Annotated in this window: 17 protein-coding genes, 1 pseudogene and 1 other annotated feature; of the genes and pseudogenes, 4 read left to right on the top strand and 14 right to left on the bottom strand. The window is 35.6% G+C overall.

Translation table 11 applies throughout. The annotated features are described in order from the left end of the window. Window positions 1–4 precede the first annotated feature (4 nt). The 7 genes from nrfD to BKP37_RS01315 all read right to left on the bottom strand — a co-directional run bounded on the left by nrfD (window position 5) and on the right by BKP37_RS01315 (window position 10,107). On the bottom strand, window positions 5–1,087 hold the full coding sequence (gene nrfD / locus BKP37_RS01345; protein ID WP_071307934.1) for an NrfD/PsrC family molybdoenzyme membrane anchor subunit: 1,083 nt from the start codon (window positions 1,085–1,087) through the stop codon (window positions 5–7). 701 nt (window positions 1,088–1,788) lie between these two features. Further along, window positions 1,789–2,343, bottom strand: coding sequence for a hypothetical protein (locus BKP37_RS01340; RefSeq protein ID WP_071307933.1), 555 nt, complete (start codon window positions 2,341–2,343; stop codon window positions 1,789–1,791). A 9-nt stretch (window positions 2,344–2,352) separates the two neighbouring features. Further along, a complete protein-coding gene (locus BKP37_RS01335; protein WP_071307932.1) occupies window positions 2,353–3,978 on the bottom strand; it encodes a sodium:solute symporter family protein in 1,626 nt (541 codons plus the stop codon). Between the two features lie 16 nt (window positions 3,979–3,994). Then, a complete protein-coding gene (locus BKP37_RS01330; RefSeq protein ID WP_071307931.1) occupies window positions 3,995–5,134 on the bottom strand; it encodes a glycerate kinase in 1,140 nt (379 codons plus the stop codon). Between the two features lie 9 nt (window positions 5,135–5,143). Continuing rightward, window positions 5,144–6,907: an alpha-amylase family glycosyl hydrolase gene (locus BKP37_RS01325; RefSeq protein ID WP_071307930.1), complete on the bottom strand. Its 1,764-nt coding sequence runs from the start codon at window positions 6,905–6,907 to the stop codon at window positions 5,144–5,146. Window positions 6,908–7,361: 454 nt separating this feature from the next. Next, window positions 7,362–8,720: a glycosyltransferase family 4 protein gene (locus tag BKP37_RS01320; protein WP_071307929.1), complete on the bottom strand. Its 1,359-nt coding sequence runs from the start codon at window positions 8,718–8,720 to the stop codon at window positions 7,362–7,364. 190 nt (window positions 8,721–8,910) lie between these two features. Continuing rightward, entirely contained in the window at window positions 8,911–10,107 is a 1,197-nt protein-coding gene (locus BKP37_RS01315) for a CdaR family transcriptional regulator (protein WP_071307928.1), read from the bottom strand. Window positions 10,108–10,716: 609 nt separating this feature from the next. Here BKP37_RS01315 and BKP37_RS01310 point away from each other — a divergent pair. Both BKP37_RS01310 and BKP37_RS01305 read left to right on the top strand, forming a co-directional pair. Continuing rightward, window positions 10,717–11,007 carry a hypothetical protein gene (locus BKP37_RS01310; protein ID WP_071307927.1) on the top strand — a complete coding sequence of 97 codons (291 nt, stop codon included), beginning with the start codon at window positions 10,717–10,719 and terminating at the stop codon, window positions 11,005–11,007. A 318-nt stretch (window positions 11,008–11,325) separates the two neighbouring features. Then, window positions 11,326–11,485: a sequence feature (23S ribosomal RNA rRNA prediction is too short), on the bottom strand. A 273-nt stretch (window positions 11,486–11,758) separates the two neighbouring features. Then, on the top strand, window positions 11,759–13,126 hold the full coding sequence (locus BKP37_RS01305; RefSeq protein WP_071308379.1) for a hypothetical protein: 1,368 nt from the start codon (window positions 11,759–11,761) through the stop codon (window positions 13,124–13,126). Window positions 13,127–13,289: 163 nt separating this feature from the next. Here the strand turns inward: BKP37_RS01305 and BKP37_RS01300 are convergent, their stop codons facing one another. The 3 genes from BKP37_RS01300 to hmpA all read right to left on the bottom strand — a co-directional run bounded on the left by BKP37_RS01300 (window position 13,290) and on the right by hmpA (window position 16,246). Then, window positions 13,290–13,727: a GNAT family N-acetyltransferase gene (locus BKP37_RS01300; protein ID WP_071307926.1), complete on the bottom strand. Its 438-nt coding sequence runs from the start codon at window positions 13,725–13,727 to the stop codon at window positions 13,290–13,292. A 133-nt stretch (window positions 13,728–13,860) separates the two neighbouring features. Further along, entirely contained in the window at window positions 13,861–14,394 is a 534-nt protein-coding gene (locus BKP37_RS01295; protein ID WP_071307925.1) for a dihydrofolate reductase family protein, read from the bottom strand. A 616-nt stretch (window positions 14,395–15,010) separates the two neighbouring features. Continuing rightward, window positions 15,011–16,246 carry an NO-inducible flavohemoprotein gene (hmpA, locus tag BKP37_RS01290; protein WP_071307924.1) on the bottom strand — a complete coding sequence of 412 codons (1,236 nt, stop codon included), beginning with the start codon at window positions 16,244–16,246 and terminating at the stop codon, window positions 15,011–15,013. Between the two features lie 176 nt (window positions 16,247–16,422). On the opposite strand from hmpA, the gene BKP37_RS01285 reads away from it, so the two are divergent. Then, a complete protein-coding gene (locus BKP37_RS01285) occupies window positions 16,423–16,881 on the top strand; it encodes an Rrf2 family transcriptional regulator (RefSeq protein WP_071307923.1) in 459 nt (152 codons plus the stop codon). A 274-nt stretch (window positions 16,882–17,155) separates the two neighbouring features. Continuing rightward, a complete protein-coding gene (locus BKP37_RS01280) occupies window positions 17,156–18,082 on the top strand; it encodes an RpnC/YadD family protein (protein WP_071307922.1) in 927 nt (308 codons plus the stop codon). A 242-nt stretch (window positions 18,083–18,324) separates the two neighbouring features. Here BKP37_RS01280 and BKP37_RS01275 read toward each other — a convergent pair. From BKP37_RS01275 to BKP37_RS01260, 4 genes and pseudogenes are all read right to left on the bottom strand, one after another. Next, window positions 18,325–19,539, bottom strand: a pseudogene (locus BKP37_RS01275) (TolB-like translocation protein). A 263-nt stretch (window positions 19,540–19,802) separates the two neighbouring features. Continuing rightward, complete coding sequence (locus BKP37_RS01270) at window positions 19,803–20,723, bottom strand: hypothetical protein (RefSeq protein WP_071307921.1); 921 nt, start codon at window positions 20,721–20,723, stop codon at window positions 19,803–19,805. Window positions 20,724–20,975: 252 nt separating this feature from the next. Next, on the bottom strand, window positions 20,976–22,805 hold the full coding sequence (locus BKP37_RS01265) for a hypothetical protein (protein WP_071307920.1): 1,830 nt from the start codon (window positions 22,803–22,805) through the stop codon (window positions 20,976–20,978). Between the two features lie 2 nt (window positions 22,806–22,807). Continuing rightward, window positions 22,808–24,868: an efflux RND transporter permease subunit gene (locus BKP37_RS01260; protein ID WP_071307919.1), complete on the bottom strand. Its 2,061-nt coding sequence runs from the start codon at window positions 24,866–24,868 to the stop codon at window positions 22,808–22,810. Window positions 24,869–24,936: the final 68 nt, after the last annotated feature.

Below are 24,936 nucleotides of genomic sequence, written 5' to 3'. Positions count from 1 at the left end.
TTTATCACTTGTAAATTGGTTTAGCTAATTCTCTTTTCTGAGTAGTATGGACATCATCGTTTATAACGGTACATAAATTTAACCGTTTTTCACCAATCAGGTATAACAAAATACTGCCTCCAATAGCACCAAATATAAGTGCCCATTCGGCCCATGCAATGGACCATGCTCGATATGCTTCAACTTCCATTCCCTTTACAACTTCAAGTGGGATCATTTGACCTGCAAATACTAAATCAATACGCATAAAAAATATGCCCACAATTACCATTGAACCGGCAATAAAAACTCTCGTTGGTGTGAAACCATTTGGTAAACTTAAAATTACTAGTGGTATAACCATACCTAACCCTACTTCAAGGAACCAAAATTGCATGGCAAGAGGACCAGTTAAGGTCACCATATTCGCTTCATATTTTCCTGGAACCGCTCCGTAAAGACCTGTTAGTATCTTCCACGTAGTAAAGAACATTGTAATACCGATAAATAAAACTAGCAGCTTACCAAGACTAGATAAAATATGATCTCCTCGGTAATATAATGTTTCATTATCTTTCACCTTCATAACGACAAAGTACACAATCGCTAATATAGCAACTCCTGACAAAAATGCAGATAAAATAAAGTAGATGGACATATAGGGACCAGTCCAGTAAGGTCTAGCAGTTAAAAATCCGAATACTGCACCTAAGTTACTGTGTGCTGCAATCGCAGAAATTAAAACTAGTAATCCGAAGAAACTAGATTTCTTGTGGTCGTCCTTTATCATATAGAAAAATTCTATACAGAGTAGTACTAGATATACTCCATAGAGTAAACCCATCCAAAAAATAGCAGATTTTAAGTTGGATGTAAATAATATATTAATCATTGCAAACGGGTTTCCTAATTCCAAACCAATAACTACAAAACCCATTAATAGAGTGATAATTGAACCTAAGACGGCACGTTTACCAATTACTTCAAATCTTTTAAACTTAAAAACGTGCCCTAATGAGGAAACTAACGATAAACCTGTCGACGATACGACAAAGAATACATACCCTGCAATTAATCCTCCCCACGGAACATGATTGGTTGTTCCCATCGCTGCTTTACCGTTAATGATTAAATTGCCCGCTCCTGAGAATTCTTAATCAACTAGGCTATAATGCTTTAGCGATGCATTCTGGAATGAGAATTTGGAGCTCTGATTCCCTATTAACGGGGGTCGAGCCAATATCCTCAGAAAAAACGGGGACTATTTTCTCGCAAAATTAAACCATAATCTCTCAGGGGAAGCAGCGGAGGCCTATTAGAAAAGGAGAAGGTGGATCTCATTGTATTAGATGTGTTAATGCCTCAAATGGACGGTTTCTCTACCTGCAAAAAATTAGAACTATTTACAAAGTACCAATCATTATGCTAACAGCAAAAAGTCTTGCTCCGCTAGAACATCGAAAATTCAGATGGAGTCTCAACTCAACCTGAATGGGAGTTCCCACCTACTCTCCGTTTAGAGGTAGGGGGCAACATTGAGGAAATTTCCTTCGACGTAAAGCAGCATGTAACAGTAAAAAACGCAATACTACGAAAATACAAAAGAACACACTCCATTGGAATGCGTTCTTCATATTACCTAGCAACGTCCTACTCTCACAAGTGGAAACCCCTAACTACCATCGGTGAAGCTACTTAAATAGTCGTAAATTCATGTGCAAATATTGATAAAATTTTGCCTGCATTTTTGACTGTAATTTATGATTTTGCGATAGGATACGAAACCCGTTACTAAAAGGCTGCTCTAAGCTATTTTTCTACTAGTTTCATTAGAAAAGCATCTTTAATCCCTAAATCAATTTTTCCTGTTGTTGCATCAACAGCAATAATCTCAATTTTTTCTCCTTGTAAATACCCAATCCAATAAGGGACATATAATACAGAAGAATTGGTAATTTCAATTTTTATATCCTTACGCTTTTTTTCCTTAGCAAAAGCTTCCCAATAGATAGTTTCACGAGCAACTTCTGGATCGGGATCACCTTTTACTGTAAGGAGAGGAAGACCTCCTTTATGAAGAACTTCTGATAACGATAACAATTCTGCTCCATCTGGAAGGATAGCTGTTAAATTTTTTGTCGTTTCTACTGCTACTTTTCCCTTAATAGTGTCTTTTACTTGTTTGCTATGGTACTCATAATCAAAGCACCAATAGGGTAGATATAACATTTCAATGGATGTTAACTTCTTATGATTTTTTTTAAAGAGTTTTTGCCATTTTATGACCAAATTATTTTGATGTTCACTAATTAAACGAACGGCATCTTTTTTTTCTATTACAGCTCTAAGCAAAAAGCTTTCCATTTTCTTCACCTATATTAATTGAATGAAATAAAGAATAATAATCGTAATAAAGAAATATCCAACCATTAATAGTGGCCATTTTTTCATACTCTTTTCATCTGCTTCTTCTTGAATTTGTTCAGCTGAAGCTTGACGCTGTTTTAATGCATCTTGAACTTCATCATCCGCCATACCATAAACAAGACCTGAAAGTTTTTCTTTTTCTGGTGCTTCTGACAGTAAACTTACTGCGTAACCAACGACAACCGAAACGATTGCACCAACTAAGTTATTATACAACCATGAAATATTTGCAAAATTAATCACTGCCCACACTGCGATCATACCAGCAATAATCCCAGCAAAAGCACCCGTACCATTCGCACGACGAATGAAGATGGCTAATAAGAACACACCAATTAACGCACCGTAAAAATATGAACCAATTTTATTAACGGTTTCAATAACTGGACCTAAGTTTCCTGCAAAGAAAGCAAAGATCGTCGCATAAACACCCCAAAAGACAGTTGCCCAACGTGATGCTTTTAAATAATGTATTTCTGAAGCATCTTTCTTAAAGAATTTCGCATAAAAATCACGAATCGATACTGCTGATAATGAGTTTAATGCTGAGTCAAGACTAGACATCGCTGCAGCAAATACACCTGCAATAATTAAACCTGATATTCCTACAGGTAAATAATTTACAACGAACATCGGGAATAACTCATTTAAATTTTCAACATTCGGGTCCCCAACATGTGCATAGAAAGCAAATAATAAAATCCCAATAAATAAGAATAATAGCATTTGAGGGAACATAAATAGACCGCTTATAATTAATGACATTTTACTTTCTTTTAAAGACTTACTCGTTAACACACGCTGAATTTGACTTTGATCTGTTCCAAAGTAAGCTGCATGTAAGAAGAAACCACCTAATACACCTGCCCAGATACTATATTCTACTGATAAGTCAAATGAGAAATCTAAAGACTGTAATAATCCGGCTTCCGATCCGGCGGCTATTGCACCAGCAAATCCACCCGGAATATTTCCAACTAATGTAAAAATAGCTAAACCAGCACCCAACCAAAGAACAAACATTTGAATAACATCCGTCCATATTACTGCAGAAATACCACCTAATACCGTATAGGCAACTGCAATTACTGCCATTAAAATAATGGTAACATTAATATCCCAGCCTGTTACTACTGAAAGAACTAATGCGGGAGCATATAAAACAACTCCAGTTGCAAGACCACGTGCTACAAGGAAAAGTGCAGCTGTTAATGTACGAGTTTTCGTATCAAAACGTTTCTCTAAATACTCATATGCTGTATAAACTTCTGTGCGATAGAAAAACGGTACAATTGTCACCATTAAAAACGCCATAACAAGTGGAACATTAATGAATGTGTTCATACGTTCTAATCCACCTGCATAACCCCATCCAGGTGCCCCAATAAACGTAATTGCACTTGCTTGTGTCGCCATGACAGATAGACCTACCGCCCACCATGGAATACTACGACCACCTAAAAAGTAATCTTTCGTAGATTTCTGATTTTTGCCAAAATAAGCACCAAACAACGCAATCCCTAGTACGTATACAATAAGAACGATAAAATCAATAATAGTGAAATTACCCATAAATAATATTCCCCTCCTAAATAGTCTTTCCTATTAAGATTAATTTTCCAACTCTTTTCGCTGCTTCAAAAAGTAATTGCTGACCGTTATTAATTGCTGCTTCTAAAGACATCGGTTTATTTACAATAGGAATAACGGTTGTTATACCTTCCTGCTCTATTTTTTCTATGTCTTCTCCTACTGTACCCGCAAACGCAATCACAGGAATGTTTAATGGTCTGGCAAGTCTTGCAATACCAACAGGAACTTTACCAAAAAGTGATTGCCCATCAATCTTCCCCTCACCTGTAATAACGAGATCTGTATCCTGTAAGTGTTTCTTAAATTGATTGATTTCGACGATTAACTCAAGTCCACTTCGAAACTGTACATCACATAGCGATTGTAATAAAAAGCCTATCCCCCCCGCTGCACCACTACCGTTTGCTTCAGCCATATTTTTATTCGTTACTTTATTTACAATCTTTGAAAAATGTCTCATTCCTTTTTCAAATGTGCCAAATTGTTCTTCTTTCACCCCTTTTTGAGATCCAAAGACGTAGATAGCTCCGTCTTTACCGAGTAATGGATTTGTCACATCTGAAGCAATGATTATTTTTACACGTTGCAGCCTTGGATCTAATAAACTAGTATCTAGTCTAAAGATTGATTGAAGCTGCCCACCAACACGGTGTATCTCATCTTCGTGCTGATCAAACGCTTTTAATCCTAATGCTTGAAAAAGGCCGACCCCACAATCAACAGTAGCACTACCACCTAACCCTAAAATAATCGTTTCTGCTCCTTTATCAAGAGCATCATTAATTAATTGACCTGTGCCAAAGCTTGAAGCTAAAAGTGGATTTAATTCTTCATTTTTTAATAATGGCAATCCTGAAGCGGAAGCGGTTTCAACAATTGCCATCTTCTGATTCTCAATCCAACCATAATAAGTCTCAATGTTTCTTCCAAGTGGGTCTTCAACTTGACAATAATTTTTTTCCCCTCTAGTACTTAGAAGAATTGAATCTACTGTCCCTTCACCACCATCCGCCATCGGTAGCTCGATGACCTTAATTTGGTCATCGAGTTCCTTTAGCGCATTACTTATCGCCTTTGTTGCCTCAATACTAGTAATTGATCCTTTAAAAGAATCAGGAGCAATAATTACTTTCATACCTTTCACCTATCCTTTAAGCCACATAACTTGGTATGGACTTAACGTTATTTTTGTCTCTCCATCTTGAATAGAAGGTTTGTAACCTGAGATAAGATCCGTAAGTACAGATTTTTCCCTCATATCATTTTCGAATAGGTTCAATAATAATGATTGTAATTCATCTGATACATTAACTAGTACTACTATTTTTTCCTCAGGGTTATCTTTGTTAGTTCGAATAAATGAGAAAACGTGATCGTTTAAAAACAACACTTGCTGCGAACTATTTGGATGAAATGCCTTTTCTTGTGTTCGAGTTTCAATTAACTGTTTCATTTGAGATAATACTTGATATCGAATTGATGAAGTATCTTTTAGTTCTTCTTCTATTACTCCTCTGTCAAGTTTCTCACGATTTATTGAACGGAAACGACCCGTTTCTTCAACACCTTTATAATAATTGCGAGAACCTAATAAGCTATGAATATAAATACCTGGGACACCTACCATCGATAAAAGAACTGATTGAGCCGCAATAAAACGTTTCACTTTTAATTCTTGATGATCATCCGGATGAGATAATGCATCAAAGTAATTAATGTTTAATTCATAAGGACTCTTTGTCCCATCCCCATTGTCTTTATATGAAACATTACCACCATGTTCATGAACTTTATCAATCATCGCTTCTACTTCTTTTTTTGTTAATATTCCTTCTACAGGTCGAACACCTACACCATCATGAGAAGCTAGGAAATTAAAAAATGTTGTTTCTTCAGTTGTTTCTTCAAGATTATGCGCCCATGTAGCTAAGTGATTTGCATTTCCAGTAAGGAATGAATTTAGTGTTAATGGTGGTAACGGAAATTGATAAACCATACGCGCCTCATTGTATCCGTTCCCAAAATAGCTTATGTTATCTTTGTGTGGTACGTTTGTCTCAGTAATTAGGATCGTATCCGGAGCAATCGCATCTGTAATATCTCTGAAAATTTGAATGAGCTTATGAACTTGTTCCAAATGAATACACGTTGTACCCAATTCTTTCCACATAAATCCGATTGCATCTAAACGAATAAGTTTAGCACCCTTACTTATATAGAAAAGTAGTAACTCAACAATTTTCAATACTAGTTCAGGGTTTTCATAATTTAAATCAATTTGATCATCACTAAAAGTAGTCCAAATGTACTTTGTTCCCTCAGATGTTTCAAACTTTGTTAATAATGGTAACGCTCTTGGTCTTGTTACCTTACTGTAGTCAGCATTTGGATCTGCTTCAACGAAGAAATTTTTATACTTAGGATTCCCTTTTAAATATTCTTCGAACCATTCACTCTTTGCAGAAATGTGATTGATTACCCCATCAAACATAAGTTCATAGTCACTTGATAATTTTTCTATATCTTCCCAATTCCCTAATTCAGGGTTAACGGCAAAATAATCTTTTACTGAAAATCCATCATCAGAACTATACGGGTAAAACGGTAAAATATGAACTCCTGTTAAAGTATCTTTAACGCTTTCATTTAAGAACTCATGTAAGCTTTGTAATGGAGCCTTTCCTGCTTCTTTAATAGAATCCCCATATGTAATTAAAATCGTATCTTTTTCAGAAACAAACTCTTCCTTTTTGTTTTGAGTCGGAATAAGTTTTTCATAATCACTCATTAGCTTAATAATACTCTTCAATAAATAGTCAGCTGTTTTTGTATCATAAACAAACTGTAATTTACTCTTGAGAGCTTTTTTACCTTCTTCATTAATCATCGATATGTTTTGTGCTGTCATGCTTTCTCCTCCTTTTAAATGTTGCTTAACTTGTATTTCAATCTTACTAAATAGAAAAAACGCTTACAATGTTACGTATAACAATATTACAGCTATGTTTTTCTTGTTTTTTTGTTACACATAACAATAACCAACAAATCGCATCCTTAACGATATTTACGTAGTATCTATGTATGGTTCAACTAAGCTACGTTCATTGAAGCGTTCTTTCAAGGCAATCGACCCACGTGCTGTTGCACAATAACGACGTAAATCTGATCCCATTCTTATCTTATAGACCTTTTGGCATAGTGAATTTTGGGCTAGTGAGCAAGTTGCACACTCTTTAGGGCGTGAACTTTAGTTTGCTTATTATCCGAAAAAATTTATACTTCTGATCGTACAAAAAACTTCCTAACATCAAATGCGCTAGGAAGTGACAAAATATAGAAACCTTATCCATATCATGTTTAACTCAACGTTTTTTTCCAATATTTGCTACTAGCTTTTCTAGCAAGTTGACAAGCGTGTCATATGAATACAGTCGTTTGGCTTTTTGAAAATTTCCTTCCGTATAAAGCTTATAGGTTTGTTGACTGGAAATGATTTCAGCTATTTGTTTTGCAGCAGCATCAATTTTTTCTTCCGCTACCGTAACAAGACCATCTTCTGTTACAGTATGTTCTTTGCCAAGGGAAACAAAATAGAAGTTTTTATCGGCAATATCAGATAAATAGGTAGGATATTCATAAATTAACATTGGCTTTTTGGCAAAGATCGCCTCAATCAATTGGTTTCCCCACGCTTCAAGAATACTTGGATACATCACAAAATCAGCAATCGAATAAGCATCCCACAAAGAATAAATTTTTAGACCATTCCTATATTGGCGGGTATATTTCACTCTTGAATGTGCAACAATCAACTTCACACCTAGCTCACTAGCTTTATCCTTTAACTGTTCCAAATAATGTGCTGAGGATTCCGGCAATCCAGCTAACACAAAATAAACATTCGATTGTTCGGTAAATTTCCCTCTATAGATTCCTCTTTCAAATAACGAAGTAAGGTAGTTGTTTTGGAAATGTGCAATCGTATCAATGGCAAGTTCGATTGCTTTACGTTCAATAATTCTTGTCGTTTGTAAAAAAACTAAATCATTTTCAGTCATTCCTAGCTGCTGCCTCATATCACGATTGTAATTGTTTACTTCCCATTTTGATTGATAAAAATCAAATACTTTTGGAATGACTGTGGCTTCTATTCCATACCGCTCCTTTAGCTTTTTTTCAGCTAGTTTATTGTTTACGGTATGATAAATGGTCGGTAATTGGGGTGGAAAGAATTGACCTAGCCAATCATGAACAAAACCACAAGTCGGATTCATATAAAAATCTCGTTCCCAATAAAAGTCATGGTGATGTGCCAAAACGTTCACTCTAGTTCTTTTGATCGCCTTCGTAAAAGCACGTCCAGCAGGTAATCCCCACCCTAACGATAAGATATTATGTGGAATTAACAACTCCACTTGCTCGTTTTCAATAATGGTAACGAGCTTTTCCTCAATGATCGTAGAAAAATCAATCATCTCCTCTAAAAGAGCGTTTTCATTTTCATAATCAACTAACCTTTCATACGCATTATAAACGAATTTATGGTTAACTGGATGTCGATAGTTCAGTTCTTCAATAATATACGCTAGACAACTACCAGTACTGCCAGCAATATAGATCACTTCATGACCTAACATCTCTAAAACCACTTTCCATTTTTCCATCTCAAGTGAAACTCCATCGATTTCCCCAACACGAAAGTGACAAAGCTCTATTTTCATGCTAACCACCTTCCTTTCCCTAGCGTATATGACAACTTTTATTTCATATTCAACAAAGAGTATAGAGTAATTTAAACCTCCTTTTTATATGAAGCTACTACTAACTCCTTTTGAGAATATCCATTATTTTATAATTTAATCCAATCCGTTCCAATGGTATCAATAACAAAAAAATGTAAATGATTTTGTACTAACGGTTATTCTCAGAACGAAATAACGCTAGGGCTACATAGAGTAGTACTCCGTCCGTAAATTTCCGTGGATCATAGCCAGTTAAATCTTTAATTTTACGTAACCGATACTGAAGCGTATTTTTATGTATGAATAGATTTTCTGATGCTTCATTAATCGATTGATTATATCGAAAGAAGATGTCTAGCGTTTCAATTAATTGACTTGAATCCTGCTCTTGAACAAAAGGAATCATTCTGTTTATGAAGTCTTGTCGATATTGGACCGGAATTTCCTCGATTAAAATCTCAAGTCCTAATTCATTGTAGAAAACAATCTCATTTTCTTTCTTGGCTTGACGTACTGCTCTCAAAGCTTCCTTATACGATTTCTCTTGATCATTCATATTTTCGCATACCTTTCCAATCCCAATGACTGGCATTAACTCAAACTGTTCAATGATCATTTCGGTTAATTGTTTTAACCTAGAGTATAATGTTTGTTTTTGATGCTTCATATCTCTTTTTGGGTCAACTGAGATAAACAATACAAATTTGGAAGCTTCATGGGAAAGGACAAAATCTTGTTGTTCATACTTAAAGAAATCTTCGATTACATGTAGTACATTCCTCCTAAGCTTCTGATGTTTAAACTCAACTTCCATACTTAGCTGTGAGGTATGTAAGTTTTCATATAGATATTCATGGAAGCCGATAAAATCAATGACTGCAACTACTCTCGGCAAATGGACATTAATTCCGAGCATCCATCCTCTTGAAGTAAATAATTTTTTGTTTTCAATCTTCCCCTTTATCCATTCCTCCAAAAATGAATCTTTAGCTTTCTTCTCTAACATGGCTTGTTCTTCTAAATACGATTCTTTGATTAGAATTTCCGTCATTTTTTTAATCACATTTCCATATTGTTTCGCTTCCTCTTCCGTTCCAGTAAGTCCAATAACAGCAACCACTTTACTTTGAAAACGCACAGGTAGGTTAATGCCTTGCTTGACACCCTTATATTCATCGTCTGTTTGCACGAAATACTCTTGATTTGTCCGAATGACCTCTAATGCACCCTCATGAATCGTTCCAATTCGATTCGGGTCTATACTTGCTATAATACTACCCTCATGATTCATGAGATTAATATTATTTCCTATGACACTTTTCAGTTCATTCACAATCGCTTGGGCCTTTTCTGCAGTAATGATCATAAGACTTCCTCTCCTTTACGTTAAATTATAACGAATTATGAGGTGAAATTTTTATCAAACTATCGACAAAATTTTACAAAACCTGAAGCGTTATAGTGGGGAGTAGCCCCTCTAAGGATGTGAATGTAAGTCATTTCCCCTGGTTAGGTAGTAAAAAGTAATTGCCTTTCTGAAGTAGATAGGTTCCCTTCGAAAACTGCACCATTGTCTGTCGGATCTTTTGCGCCTGACGTATCATTCGATGGGCCATTTTCTCCAACAGAAACATCGTCAGCATAGCAGAAGCTACTTCCATAAATTCCTTTTCGGGTAAGTTCCTACCCACATGAATGGTATAACGACTTGGATAACTATTTCAACGAGAGAACTGGTGAAATTATATTACATATGAAGATGGAGTTTACCCGTGACACGACGGAGAAACTCATGGAGCTATGGTAGAAAGAAGAACGCTGCCCCTCTATTTTTTTTTGTCATAAGATCCTCACCTCCCTCCTACCTAGACAACCACTTCACCGACATTTCATCGTAAATTCATCTACCATTCATATTCGATACCTATACTTATCAGTGTGGGATAACAAATACGAAAAAGGATGGTGTTCGAAATTGAAAAAGAAACTATTTATCTTAGGGTTAGGGGCAGTTGTAACTATGACTTCTTTCGGGACAGTACTAGCTAATAATACGGAGGCACTACCAGTATCAGCGCAAAGTGCCGAGCAGAAGGGTAACGAATTTCAAAAAAGACTTCATTTGAATGAGGCTGATTTTGAGGAGCGATTTGCAAAAATTGCTGAAGCCAAAGGCTTAACGATAGAAGAAATCAAAGAACAATTTGAAGAAAGAGGAAACCGATTCAATGGGGGGGAAAACGAAGCGTCTACAAGGCGAATGTGATGATGAGTTACTAGAGCAACGAGCTGCAGAAGAAGGGCTCACCGTTGAGGAGTACAAGGAAAAAAATTAGAAGAGAGAATAGCCCACAGAGCTGAAAGACTACAAGAAATAGCTGAAAGAAAAGGAATATCCGTTGAAGAAATTCAAAATAAAAGAGGAACATTTAGTAACAATAATAATTTTTCATTATTCTAATACAGAATCACGCAAACGGGCAATCTCCGAAAATTTGGAGACTGCCCGTTTGAAGCGGTATGGATGTATTCACCCGTTACCATTTTATCGCTCCCTAGTGAAATAATAAAATCCCATTCACCCGAACTGTCTCACGACGTTCTGAACCCAGCTCGCGTACCGCTTTAATGGGCGAACAGCCCAACCCTTGGGACCTACTTCAGCCCCAGGATGCGATGAGCCGACATCGAGGTGCTAAACCTCTCAGTCGATGTGGACTCTTGGGGGAGATAAGCCTGTTATCCCCAGGGTAGCTTTTATCCGTTGAGCGATGGCCCTTCCATGCGGAACCACCGGATCACTAAGCCCGACTTTCGTCCCTGCTCGACTTGTAGGTGACCACAGATCTGGCACTTTCCTTGTCATGTCTATTTTTATTTTTATTTCAAACATAATTACAATATCCCATTTATTTATTGAAGAATAGATAGAACTAGAGTAAAGTAAACTTAAGTTTATATTACATGACAAAGTAATGATCTCTGACCGCCGGAAAGGAATTTAGATGTTTTTAATAATGAAACAAAACTTCTTATCGAGTAAACTCTATATCTATTATTCTTTCGTTTTCATCTTACATATTTTTAACGTGTTTTTACAAATAGATTTTCTCAATTATTTTATAGGTATATTAGCTATTCCTATGTTAGTGATTTCGTTTTTTGGTGCTACAACACTTTTTAAAATTCTAGGATTCTCTTTTCTAGGAATTGGTAGTTTTATGTTTTTAAGTGAAGGTCATTCCATTTCACAACTACCGCTTTTTTTTACATCTTCCATGTCCTTGCTGACATTATTAGCAGTTCTACCGTGGATGAATAGTGTAGTAAAATGTGGGAGGTTTGACCAGAAATTAAGGGTATTAATGAAAGCCAATGTGAACAATTTAGGTCAGCTATATCCAAGAAGTACAGCAACTACATACACTTTAGGAGCATTTTTAAATTTATCTGCTATTCCAATTTCTCAGGAAGTGTTAATGAATAGCTTAACGAAGATCAAAACGAAAGTTCAGCAATCGTTTATTACGACGGCAACTTTAAGAGGGTTTTCATTAGTTTTAATTTGGAGTCCCGTAGAAATTCTACTTGCCCTTACGATTCATTCGACCCAAGTAAGTTATGCTAGTTTTTTACCTTGGTTATTACTCCTATCGTTTATAGGGCTCCTTTTTGATTTAGTATGGGGAAGATTTTATTATCGAAAGTTTCCATATGAAGCAACCGGCTCTAATCACACGTTAAATCTAAAAGAACTAGGAATGAAAATTTTTCACTTAATAACTGCTCTATCCTTATTCTTAATAGTAGTCATCTTTACTGGCAATTTATTAAATCAAGATTTTGTGATCATTGTTACCCTTGTTATATTACCATTTTCCGTCATTTGGGCAATTGTCATGAAACGTTGGCGAAGCTTTTGGACAATCGGTTGGAAGACATGGAAAATAAAAACGAACTCGATGCAAAATTTCATCGTTCTTTTTTTATCTTTAGCATTTTTCACCAATAGTTTACAAGGAACTGAATTACTACAATCAATTCAATATGTTTTTATCGCAAACGCAGACTATCCTATTTTGATCCTATTACTGATCCAGTTTACTTTTTTACTATTAGCATTTTTTGGTGTTCATCCGGTAGCAACCCTAGGAATATTAAGCGAAGTTATCACACCATTGTTAACGTTCATGAACCCATTAAGTGTTGGAATTGCCTTAATGATTGGAGCAGTAATTAATGCTTCTATAGGGACTTACGGCCTAGTAGTTACCATAACATCAATAAATACAAAACAAAGCCCATATCGAATTTCCTTAACAAACTTGCCTTTTGCCCTGTTTATGATTGTGGTAGGTACGACGTTAGCTTACCTATTACTTTAATAGGAAAGAGGTATGTTGTCTCACTGTAATATTGGTAAATGACTACTATCAATTTTATTCTTAAACTAAGAATTCACTGGGATGGTTCAATCGTTTCTTTATTTTAGCAAAAATATGAAAGAAGCAAGAGACCCGTCCCTCACTTCCGATGGTTTGCCCCAACTTATTTCAAAGATGCTTTGAAAACATAACTTACTTTAGCATAATCCATTTTATTTTCATAAAAACGATGAGCGTCTGTACGTTGTAATCCTGACGACAACGCAACACTTTTATAATTATTTTCTTTTGCCCACTCATGTACATATGTAAGTAGTTTTTCTCCATATCCTTTTGAACGTTTTGTTGTATCGGCAACTAAATCACATACCCAGACAAATCTACCGTAATATAGCGTGATCATAGGCTTAAAGCCAGTTACTGCAACAATTTCTCCTCTATCAAGTAAAGCAAACATTTTATATCTATCTTTTTCTTTTGCCTCTAAAACTAAATCGAGATATGTCTCTTCATTAAGGTGAGTTCGTAATTGTTTCATTACTGGAAATGCTTTTAAAATCTCGGTTTGTGATCGTAATTCTTTTATTGTTAAAACGTCCATAACTATTCCCCTTTTTCAAATTTTAGCTAGTTTAACATGATCCCTAATTTTGTAATACACCCGTTCACTTGAGTACGATTTTTCACAAATATCTAAACATGTTGTGCCACTGGACTTAACTTGTGAATTCATTTCATTTAGATACTTTATAATGTAGTTCCACAAACTGATTAAAGGTTCTTGTACCTTCTAATAGCAGCTCTAATTGGTAGCTCCCTTCTTTAAATAAAGGAATTCCATTTCCTATTACTGTTGGGGCGACTGTTAAAATAATCTCATCTACTAATTTTTCTTTTACGAAAGATTGAAGTAAATCTCCACCACCAACAATCCAAATATTTTTCCCTTCCTGGTTTTTAAGTTTGTTCGTAAAACTAACTATATCTTCATTTATAAAACTTACATCTTCGGTATCATCCATATTAGACCTTGTAAAAACATAACACTCTTTGTTTTTATATGGAAATTCACCTTCTTCGTGTTTCATTATCCAATCATAAGTTTTTTTCCCCATCAAAATTGTATCCACCGTATCATAAAACTCTGAATAACCATTGTCTCCTTCCCCTTCTACATTAAATAACCAATCTAGTGACTCATCTTTTGTAGCTATGTATCCATCTAAACTCGTAGCAATAAATAATACTAAACTCCGTTTTTTATTCATAATCCACTTCCTCAATCAGGAATATTTGTTCGTTTTTAATGTATCAAAGTAAAACTATTATTTCAATTATCCTACTTTGATACGAAGAAAACCGCCTTATGTGAATCGGCATAGGCAATTTCAACATCTCGTAATACTCGCTTATCGACAAAATGCTGGTCACTATCAGCACGTCGTAGTAAAAAGAAAGCACTTTGTCACGAGCAGCTGCTCTTGTGCCACTTCGTTTGCTTGTCGCAAAGCAGCTTCGAAGTAATTCAAGTAGTAGCTTTACTGGGGCGGCCTTTGACAGAAGCCGTTCTTTGGCTTCTTACGTGCTTCTGCGTCTGACAGCAATGCTTCGAAGTAAGCTTCCTCGAAACAAAGCTGCATGAAGCTATTCAGAGACGTTATTCAAGTAGTTATTGAAGTCCGTTGCTTGACTGAAGTGATCGAGCCGATGGCGCCTGGAGCTAGACAGTTTCCAAGTTAGAATTTTATAAATTCTGATACTGTAAAAAAGAGGAACTGCCATTACAACAGTTCCTCACCTAATACACCCTAACTTTAAAACCTTCGGTGTTATCGAATTTTATTAAATCACTAACTTTATGTTCCTTTTCAATGGTTTCTTTTGTTAGCTATCTAATCCTCCTTGGGGCCCAAAGAATTCAAAATGAATATCCTCATTAGCTACACCCCATTCTTTTAAGGAGCGGTTAATCACTTTCATAAATGGGACTGGTCCGCAAAAATAAAATTCGGCATCATTACTTTCTAAAATAGATTGAAGATAATCAAGATCTATTAAACCTTCATTTTGATAATCTTTTACTGCTCTATCTTCTTGGGCTGGTGCCTCGTAACAGAAAAAATAGTTTGCATGGTTACTTTTTGAAGTAGCTTCGATTACCTCTTCTTTAAGAGCATGATAAAAACCGTTGATCGCTGCATGAATAAAGGTCACCTTTCTTTCAGGATCCTTTTCTACTATTGTCTTAAGCATACTAACCAATGGAGTTTGGCCAACGCCGCCACTAATTAAGACCACTGGTCGCTCAGTTTCCTGATTAAGAATAAAATCACCAGCAGGTGCCGTAATTTCTAATACATCTCCTTCATCTACTTGATCATGGAGGAAATTAGAAACCATTCCATCAGGTGACCCATCGCGCCCTTTTTCACGCTTAACACTTATTCGGTAATAGTCTTTGAAAGGAGAATCAGATAAACTGTATTGTCTAATATGTGTATACTCTTCTCCATCAATCACTGCTTTTATGGATATATATTGTCCAGGCTCAAACTCAGAAATTTCTCCGCCATCCTTTGGCTTTAGGTAGAAAGATGTAATCACATCACTTTCCTTAATTTTGTTTGTTACTACAAACTTTCGATACTCTCTCCAACCGCCCTGTTTTTCTTCAGCTTCATCATACATTTCTTTTTCAACTGTAATAAACACATCTGCAATCACACCATAAGCTTCTCCCCAAGCTTGAATAATGTCATCAGTAGCAGCATCTCCCAATACGTCTTTAATAGCCAATAATAAATGCTTCCCAACAATTGGATAGTGCTCTGCTTTAATAGTTAAACTACGATGTTTATGGGCGATTTGTTTGACTACTGGAAGGATTGCCTCAAGATTATCTATATACATGGCGGCTGCATAAACGGTATTTGCTAAAGCTTTAGGCTGATGTCCTTGTTTTTGATGTGCATGATTAAAAATGTCTAAAAGTTCAGGATGATTTGAAAACATCATTTCATAAAATCTTTTTGTAATGGTTTCACCATGTTCAGCAAGTACTGGTACGGTTGACTTAATAATGTTTATCGTGTCTTGACTCAATGATTTTACCCCACTCATAAAAAAACCCTCCGATAAATTTTAAATATGTATTTTAAATACTTCTTTATTAAAACATCAACCATCCATAAAAGCAATATTTTAGATACATCTTTTAAACCACGATTTATTCTATAGTGTTGAATGTGATACTATTAGAAGGACTGACTATTCATTAAAAAAGAGGAAGATGTTTTATGCAGTTAACGACATATACTGATTATTCGCTTCGGCTACTAATCTTTTTAGGGACACAACCCGAAGGAAAATTATCAAGTATTAAAGAAATTTCCAACATTTACGGCATATCAAATAACCACTTGAGTAAAATAGTTTACGAGTTAGCACAACTAGGACTGATCAAAACCATACGCGGTAGAAATGGTGGCATAAAATTAGCTAAATCACCACGAGAAATTAACATCGGTTGGGTCATTCGTCAGACGGAAGATAACCTTGATTTAGTAGAATGTTTTAATAAGGAGCACAATAGATGTATTATTACTTCAGCTTGTGGCTTAAAACACGTACTTAAAGAGGCATTGCAAGCTTATTTTCAAATTCTTTATACTTATACTCTTGAGGATGTAATAGTGAATTCAGGATCCTTTAAAACTTTATTCCATTCAGAACCAATCGATAAAACCAATTCCTAATTACTTTGGGTTGGTTTTATTTTTGCATAAGAATAACTGAAAAATCATTATCCAAAGAAAGCATATTTAGACGAAAGTCCATATTTTAATGGCTTTTTTATTTCTTTTTTTCGTGATCATCCACATTTTTAATTGACGGTTTATGAAATATGTACTTCAAATGAAGATTTATTAACATTACCTGTGACAATTACTTCAATATTGCAGAAATCCCATTTACGAACGTACATTCACACCTTAAAATAAGAACAAACATTCGATAGAGGTGAGAGAAGTGGGAAAGCAAGAAAGAAATGATCATGACCGTTGGTTTAAACAGTTGATCACAACTTTTTTTGAGGAATTTATTTTAGTGTTTTTTCCAGATGTGTACGAGCACCTAGATTTTCGACATCTAACGTTTCTTAGTCAAGAGGTTTTCACTGACATTACCAAGGGAGATAAAAGGGCTGTTGATCTACTCGTTGAAACAAAGTTAAAAGGCGATGACGCTCTAATCATCGTACATATTGAACACCAAGCGCAATATCAGGATATCTTTCATGAACGGATGTTTATCTACTTTAGTCGCTTATACGAGAAGTACCGCCGCCCTATTGTGCCAATCGCAATTTTTAGCTATGATATCATTAAAGATGAACCGGAAAATTTCACAATTACATTTCCATTTAAAAACGTTTTATCGTTCAATTTTTTCACGGTAGAACTAAAGAAGAGAAACTGGCGTGATTATATCACCCAACCAAACCCTGTGGCCCTAGCTTTACTCGGAAAAATGGGCTATGATCAAAGCGAAAAAGTTAAGATTAAAATTGAATTTTTACGAATGTTACTGAAGTTAGAATTAGATCCCGCACGCCTTGAACTTGTTACAGGCATCTTTGAAAAATACTTAATGTTAAATCCTATAGAAGAACATGAATTACATGAACATTTGAGACAAATACCAAGAGATGAGGTGAATTACATTATGGATTTGATGACTTCATGGGAGAAAAAAGGGTTGGAAAAAGGGTTAGAAAAAGGGCTGGAAAAAGGATTAAAAAAGGGGTTAGTAAAAGGAAGGCAAGAAGGAAAGATTGAAACTAGCGTTATGATTGCAAAAAAAATGCTGCTTAAAAACTATTCTAATAATGAAATTCGCGAATGTACAGGCCTTCCTGATACTGAAATTGAAAAACTAAAGCAAGAAATTGATTAATAGGTAATTGAGAGCACCTTTTTTTGGTGCTCTTTCTTTTTTTGTTAGATCATACAGTTTAATAACCTTAAAATTCAAACCTTACTTTCCCCACCTAAACTTTTCATTTTTCTTACGTTTTGATGTCGGAGTCTTGCTGCCCTTATGAGTGCAAAAAAAAGACACATCCTCAGTTAGAGAGATGTACCTATAAAGAAGTAAGTCGTCTCCTTTTTGTGATCTGGGACTAAATCACTTACTATTCATTCCAGCTCTGGGTAAAAAGCTGGAGCAAAATCTACATTCTCTATCCAAATATATTCCTTATCACTTATTCCATTCTTCACCCATAAATCACCTGTGTTATTCTTTGCTTCCCTTCGAAACCATGTTAGATAGGTACCGATGACTTGAGGGCTTTTATCGAGTTCTTTTTTCTATGGCAAGGTTATTTGCTTTTGCTCTCCTGACTTTAGGTTTATAACATAAAGAGTCGTATACATAGTCGGCATAGGACCTTCCTTCCACTCTTTATTTTCTTTGGCACGAGCTACAATCATTTCATCTGAAGAAATCCAATCTAGATCTACATAACCTGAAGGTGTGTATTGTTTTTGTTTTTTAGCTACCGGAATCTCTGCAAGTGTCGTTTTCTTATTTTCCACAAAAAATCTTCCTTCGCCTGAGATGTATGCTAATTGATTTGCTGAAGGAGACCATTTTATCCAATCTTCATACCATAACATCTTTACAACGGCTTGAAAGTGTTCTCCTTTTGACGATAAAACACATAAAGTATTACTATCATTTGACCAGGATGCTGTCGGAGTAGCTAGAAAACTAACCCACTTACCATCATAACTCCATTTAAAATGTTCTGCTGTTATGGCAAACAAATCAGAGGTGCTCGTCTGGATAGTATAGAAGGACTTTATTTTCTCAGCATCCAGATTTGCATCAACCGGTACTCTAAAGAGTTGGACTTGTCCCCAACCGGTTGGAAGTAAATTTGCTTGAGAAGAAACGATAAAGTCTTGTCCGCTTGGAAACCATTCAAAATCACTAACACCTAATGAGACATTTTCAAACCCTTTTGGTCGCCCATCCTTTATTTTTGTAACATTTAATACAGTGCCTGAAAGGTAGGCAAGTTCATTTTTTATCGGCGACCATTTAAAATTCGATGTTTCTATCATTTCGTATGGCTGATAACTTTCTTGTTTCACTAAATAATAAACGAAGAGGTTAGATTTTTCACCTCTCACCTCCCCATCAATATAGGCTATAAACCGTCCGTCGAATGACCATTTCGGAGAATACACATACTGTCCTTTTGTAAGTTGTGTTTCTTGGTCACCTTTTTTTATCCATAACTGATGGTCACGGACAAATGCAGCTGTTAATGGTTCTTGTGCACTTGCCATCGATAAAAAATTACAGCACAGAAATGTCAGTAATACTAAAACCTTGATTGCCATACCATCCCTCCTACCAATAGTTTTACCTAACCAATTATAGGAATTCGTAGGAATGATATCGTGATTATATTCATCTAGCCACGTTTGTCTCCCTAATAAGTTCAATTCTATAAAAACAAGAATTTTCTGCAGCTATTCTCTATACCGTTCTTTCGTTTAAAATCACAACTTCACAATATCAAGTTAAAACAAAAGACCAAATCATCAGAAACAATTTGGCCTACTAACCCTTCATTCAAAATTCGGTGTGATGCGATTATAAATTATTGAAAATACACTTCTTTTTCGAACGTTTTTCCACCACTATAAACGACTATAAATCGCAAGCTAGTATAATCAAATTTTTCATCTGTAAAATTTTGATACATGTGAATTCCATGTTCTTGTCTATTGTCCTCATCCATCAATTCAGTTGGCGTTAATCTCTCTTCACGTATAAAAATGCCATCCTTGAACTTTTGTATATAAGCTTCTTGCAGATTATTAGTTCTATTAATATATAACGGAGGGGCGGAAACAGAAATATGGTATCCATCTTGATGAATGTCAACAAAAGTTTCAATGGTACCATAATATTGTGATCCTAAATAGCCAAGATCGGATGTATGAATTTCACCACTTTTAACTACATCATCATAAGAAACAGTCACATAATATAAAAGCTTATTTGGATTATTTTTTCTCATACCGTATTCGTCAATGGCTTCTACTACTACTTCTTCTACAGCACTTGACCCATTTCCCATTGTTAACCTCGTATACCACTCCGGCTCTAATTGATGTTCAACAGGAATACTTGCTTCAAATAAACCAAGTCCGATTTCCTCTACCGGTATTGAGTGATAGTCTTGTTCGTCACCATATTTGTAATGAAATACAATTTCAGCATCATCGATCAGCTCTTTTAATTGCCAGTTAAAGCTTAACGTTGCTATATTATCATTAATGCTTTTAGTTTCTATTTCCATTCCAATTGAGCTTATCCAGCTTTGCTCTCTAACAAATTCATCCAAAAGATTGTACATATGAGCTGTTTGACTATCGACACTTCGCGTAATGTCCATTTGCTGATAAGATATAGAATCCAATCTATTTTCCAGATCACTGACTTTTATTAATAATCGTGCATTTATGAATACACTTATCAACAACAGCGCAACAACAAAAAGTTTTAGATGCTTCATCATTTCTCCTCCTCAATATACTTCCTTACTATTATAACGGTTGACCACTTGGAAAAGTTACATTTTTACATTATATTTGAGTACTGTACAATTACCATACGATTATAATTTGAAAATAGTTAATTGTCAGAGTACCCTATAGATTACTGGTGATTTATGAAAACGCATCCTTCCCACAATAAAATATGGGAACCTCAATTAAATCTGAAGCTCCCTTCATTCTATGAGTGTAAACAAAAAATCAATTCTCAATCACCCTCTAAACAAATCTATCAGGCGAATCCAAAATCCTTTTTCTTCTTCCACTTGGATTTCGTTTGTTTCTTGTTCTTCTTTTTTCATACTTTCTGTTTTCATCACAAACTGGACAAGGTTGATCTGCTCATTTTGAGGAGACACAAAGGATACGGCATCGAAATCAGATTTATCATATTCTGCAAGCATTCGATCGATTTCTTCTTGCATTTGTGTAGGTAGTTCGCTTGTTGCTTCATATAGTTGATTTGTGCCATCATAAAGTTCACCTACACCATCCTCTAACGTTGCTGTTCCTGTTGATAGTTCAACAATACCAACATGTAAGTTATGATATGAATTGGATAATTGACCAACACCTTTTGTATAACTAACAAGCCCTGCGTGAAACTCTTGATAATTTGCAGAAAATACCGCTAATCCTTCTAATAGTTGTGTTATAGATTCGAGATCATCCATACCTTCTAATGCAGAGGAAAGTTCATGACTGACAAATGCTAGTGAGTTTCCCATCCCTTCCATAGATCCACTCATTGTTTCTAAGATTTCATCTACTCCGGTAAAAGCTTCATTTGTCACAGAATAAGTCTCTCTGACAATCTGTGCGGCAGTATACGTCTCGATCAATTTATCAATGATTGCAGGATCGGCCCCACTCATATATAAGCTATTCCTATCCTCTTCATTAATCTCATAGCTCGGAATGGCTGCTATTGCATTACCTAATTTGTCATAGGCTAACGTGTAATTCTCCGATAGCTTAGCAAGTCCGTCTGCTGTTTCGAGAATTCCATTCGCTAATTGCGTTAACCCTTCTGGTATATTTTCCAGATCACTTATATCAATTCCACCTGGAATATCATCAAGGGACCTACTAATCGTCGCAAGAGCTTTGTTAATGGAAGTTGAAGCATGAACAAGTTCACCAGATGATTGATCCATTTCACTCATCCCATTTTTAAAATCTAATGAACCGTTTCGAAGGCTACTAACACCTTTGTTAAGATTAGAAACACCACTTCTTAATTCCGCAACACCTTTGTTTATTTCTTTAATCGCATCCGTTAAAGACTTCATTTCTTTCGTCATTTCATCAATATCAGGCGAATCAATAGCAAATGACGAAGGAATCGCAGCAATTTCAATCCCTTCTAACTCGAAATCCAGAACATCAGCTTTAAGATACAATTCTTCTTCGTGATCCGGCATAACCGCAAAAGTGACCTGCTTGTTTTTTCCTGCATTTGCAACCATTCCGTCTGAAATCTCAATGTCATGATACATATCAGGATCAAGTGTTAGCGAAATTTGTAACAGATAATGCTCAAAAAAAACGGGATCAACATTTTCATTAGCTGACGTATTAATCGTTATTTTTATATAACCATCCTTACCCAAAAGTTCACTCGGTGCGATTTTCTTCCCATTTAATTCATAAGAGATTGAAATATCCCATGGCAATTCTCTATCTTTTATGTTTCCTTGATAATAAAACTTTCCTTTAGTGGCATTGATACGAATCGTATCATTATCACGTTCAATCTCTGATAAATCAGTTAAATTTTTAATGCTATCATAGGTCCCATAATCAATAATTGTTCCTTGTTTCGCAACATCTAAAGTGTTTACGACATAGATCTCATGTAGTTCGCCGTTTGCATGTAAATTAGCATATACGACTTCATCCTTCGACGCCAACTCTCCGTCTATTTCAATTGCTTTGGCTGTTATATCTCCCGTTTTTCTATTATTTTCAGCAACAACAAGAAATGACGGCAAAATTAGGCTTATAGCTAGAACAACTAGCAGTATTCGTTTTTTTCTCATCATCATTTCTCCTCATAAAAGTTTGCTTTATAGGTAGTTTTATTAATAAATTTATCCAAAACCAATAGCATCGCTGGTAAGAAACAGAGAACCAAAATAAAAGCAAGCAAAGCTCCTCTTCCAAGCAGTAATCCAATCGAGGATACGATCGGATTGGAGGAAGTAGCCCCTAAAATAAACCCTACACTTGATAATATAGAAGCAGAAATAGAAATAGAAAACGTTTTTTCATCCAATGTTTTCTTAATCGCCTTTAGTGCCGGCATTTCTTTACGATTCTCTTTATACGCCTCTGTGAGTAAAATCGCATAATCTACCGTTGCCGCAAGCTGTACAGTACTAATAATTAAATACCCTACAAAAACTAACGAAGTATTCGTAAAATATGGGATAGATAGATTAATCCAAACGGCAGACTGTATCGTAATGAGTAAGATTAAAGGAATGGAGATAGATTTAAAGGTAACAAGTAAAACGATGGCGATCGTTATGACTGTCACGACATTTACAACGATATTGTCCCTGTTAACCGTATTTTTCATATCGTATAAAGTGACACTCTCACCAAGGCTAAGTGCCTGATCACCATAATAAACATTCACTTTTTCCTGTATCGCTTCTACCACAGAAAAAGGGACGTCTCCTTCCTTACCAGTATTCGTATGAATAATAATCCGACTATAGTTTTCTGAAAAGAATTCATTCGTTATTGATTCATCTAGAAATTCAGGTGGGATAACGGTACCGACTGCACTCACATATGAAATGACACTTGTAACATGGTTCATCTTCAGTAACTCTTGTACTAGTTCAGTCTCTTTTACTAAATTACCCTTAGGAACTAATAAAACGATTGGGGTTAGCTCCCCAAATGCCTCTTCAATCATGTGAAAATCACTACCGGCACGCGTGTCCTCTGGTTGATCGCCGAGACCATACATAAAGTTCGTATTACTTTGCGCCAGAAAGCTCGGAATAAAAATAACAAAAACAATGATTAAGCTCGGAATTTTAATTTTTAAAAGGCGAGCCCCAATTCCTTTGAAACTTGGAACAAAATTTTTATGCTGAGTCTTATCCACCCATTTGTAAAAAAATAAGGTGAACGCCGGCAAAAAGATCATAACACTAACATAACTAAAGAATATCCCTTTGACTAAATTTAATCCAAGATCTGATCCAATCTCGAACTTCATTAGCGTCAATGCCATAAATCCAAAAAACGTTGTTGCTGCACTTGCCGTAATTGCCGGAAAAGATTTCTTCATCGCAAGCTCCATTGCTTCTTCGGGATTATCCGTTTGCTTCCTAGCATCTGAAAAACTATGAAGTAGAAATATCGCATAATCCAGCGAGACAGCCAGTTGTAAAATTGGGGCAACAGATTGTGTAACAAAAGAAACTTCCCCTATAAAAATGTTTGTACCTAAGTTAATAATTACTGAAACTCCAATGGCAACGAGGAAAAATACAGGCTCTACCCAAGACGTAGTTGATAAAACAAGGATCAATATAATAATTGGGACTAACAAAAATGCGGCATAGAGTGATTCTGAACCCGCCATTTTTTGTGAAATAGCTGTATCTAAAGCATCACCAGCCATGGCATTTTCTTCGCCGATTAATTCATAAATCTGATCGGTAATCGCAACTTCATCGCCATCTCTTACACTAAATGAAAAAAGAGCTTTGCCGACCTTATAATAGCTTTCCACCGTCTCTTGGTCTGCCATTTCTAACGGCGTTTTCAAGTCAATGACATTATCTAGCCATATTACATCAGAAACCCCGTCAATTCTCGCGAGCTTCTCTTTATAAACAAGTGCTTCTTGTATGTTTACATCGTTAATCATCACTCTTGTATTTGGTACAGAGGCTGTAAATTCCTCTTCCATTATTTTTATCGCTCGAGTCGATTGGACATCATCTGGCAAGTAATCCACCATATTATAATTAACAGAAACAAAAAATTGCGCCACAGCAGAGATGATTGCGATGAGCACAAAAGTAAATACAACGAGTTTTTTATGTTTGATAAGTCGTGCTGCTATTCCAATAATCATTCATCCTCTCTTGCCCTTTCATGTTTTTCATCTTATCATTATATAGACACGGTGTTGGATATACAACA

It is taken from the genome of Anaerobacillus alkalilacustris (assembly GCF_001866005.1).
Classification (GTDB): domain Bacteria; phylum Bacillota; class Bacilli; order Bacillales; family Anaerobacillaceae; genus Anaerobacillus; species Anaerobacillus alkalilacustris.
Note: the sequence above shows the minus strand (reverse complement) of the source record. Positions and strands in the feature narration are given on the sequence as shown.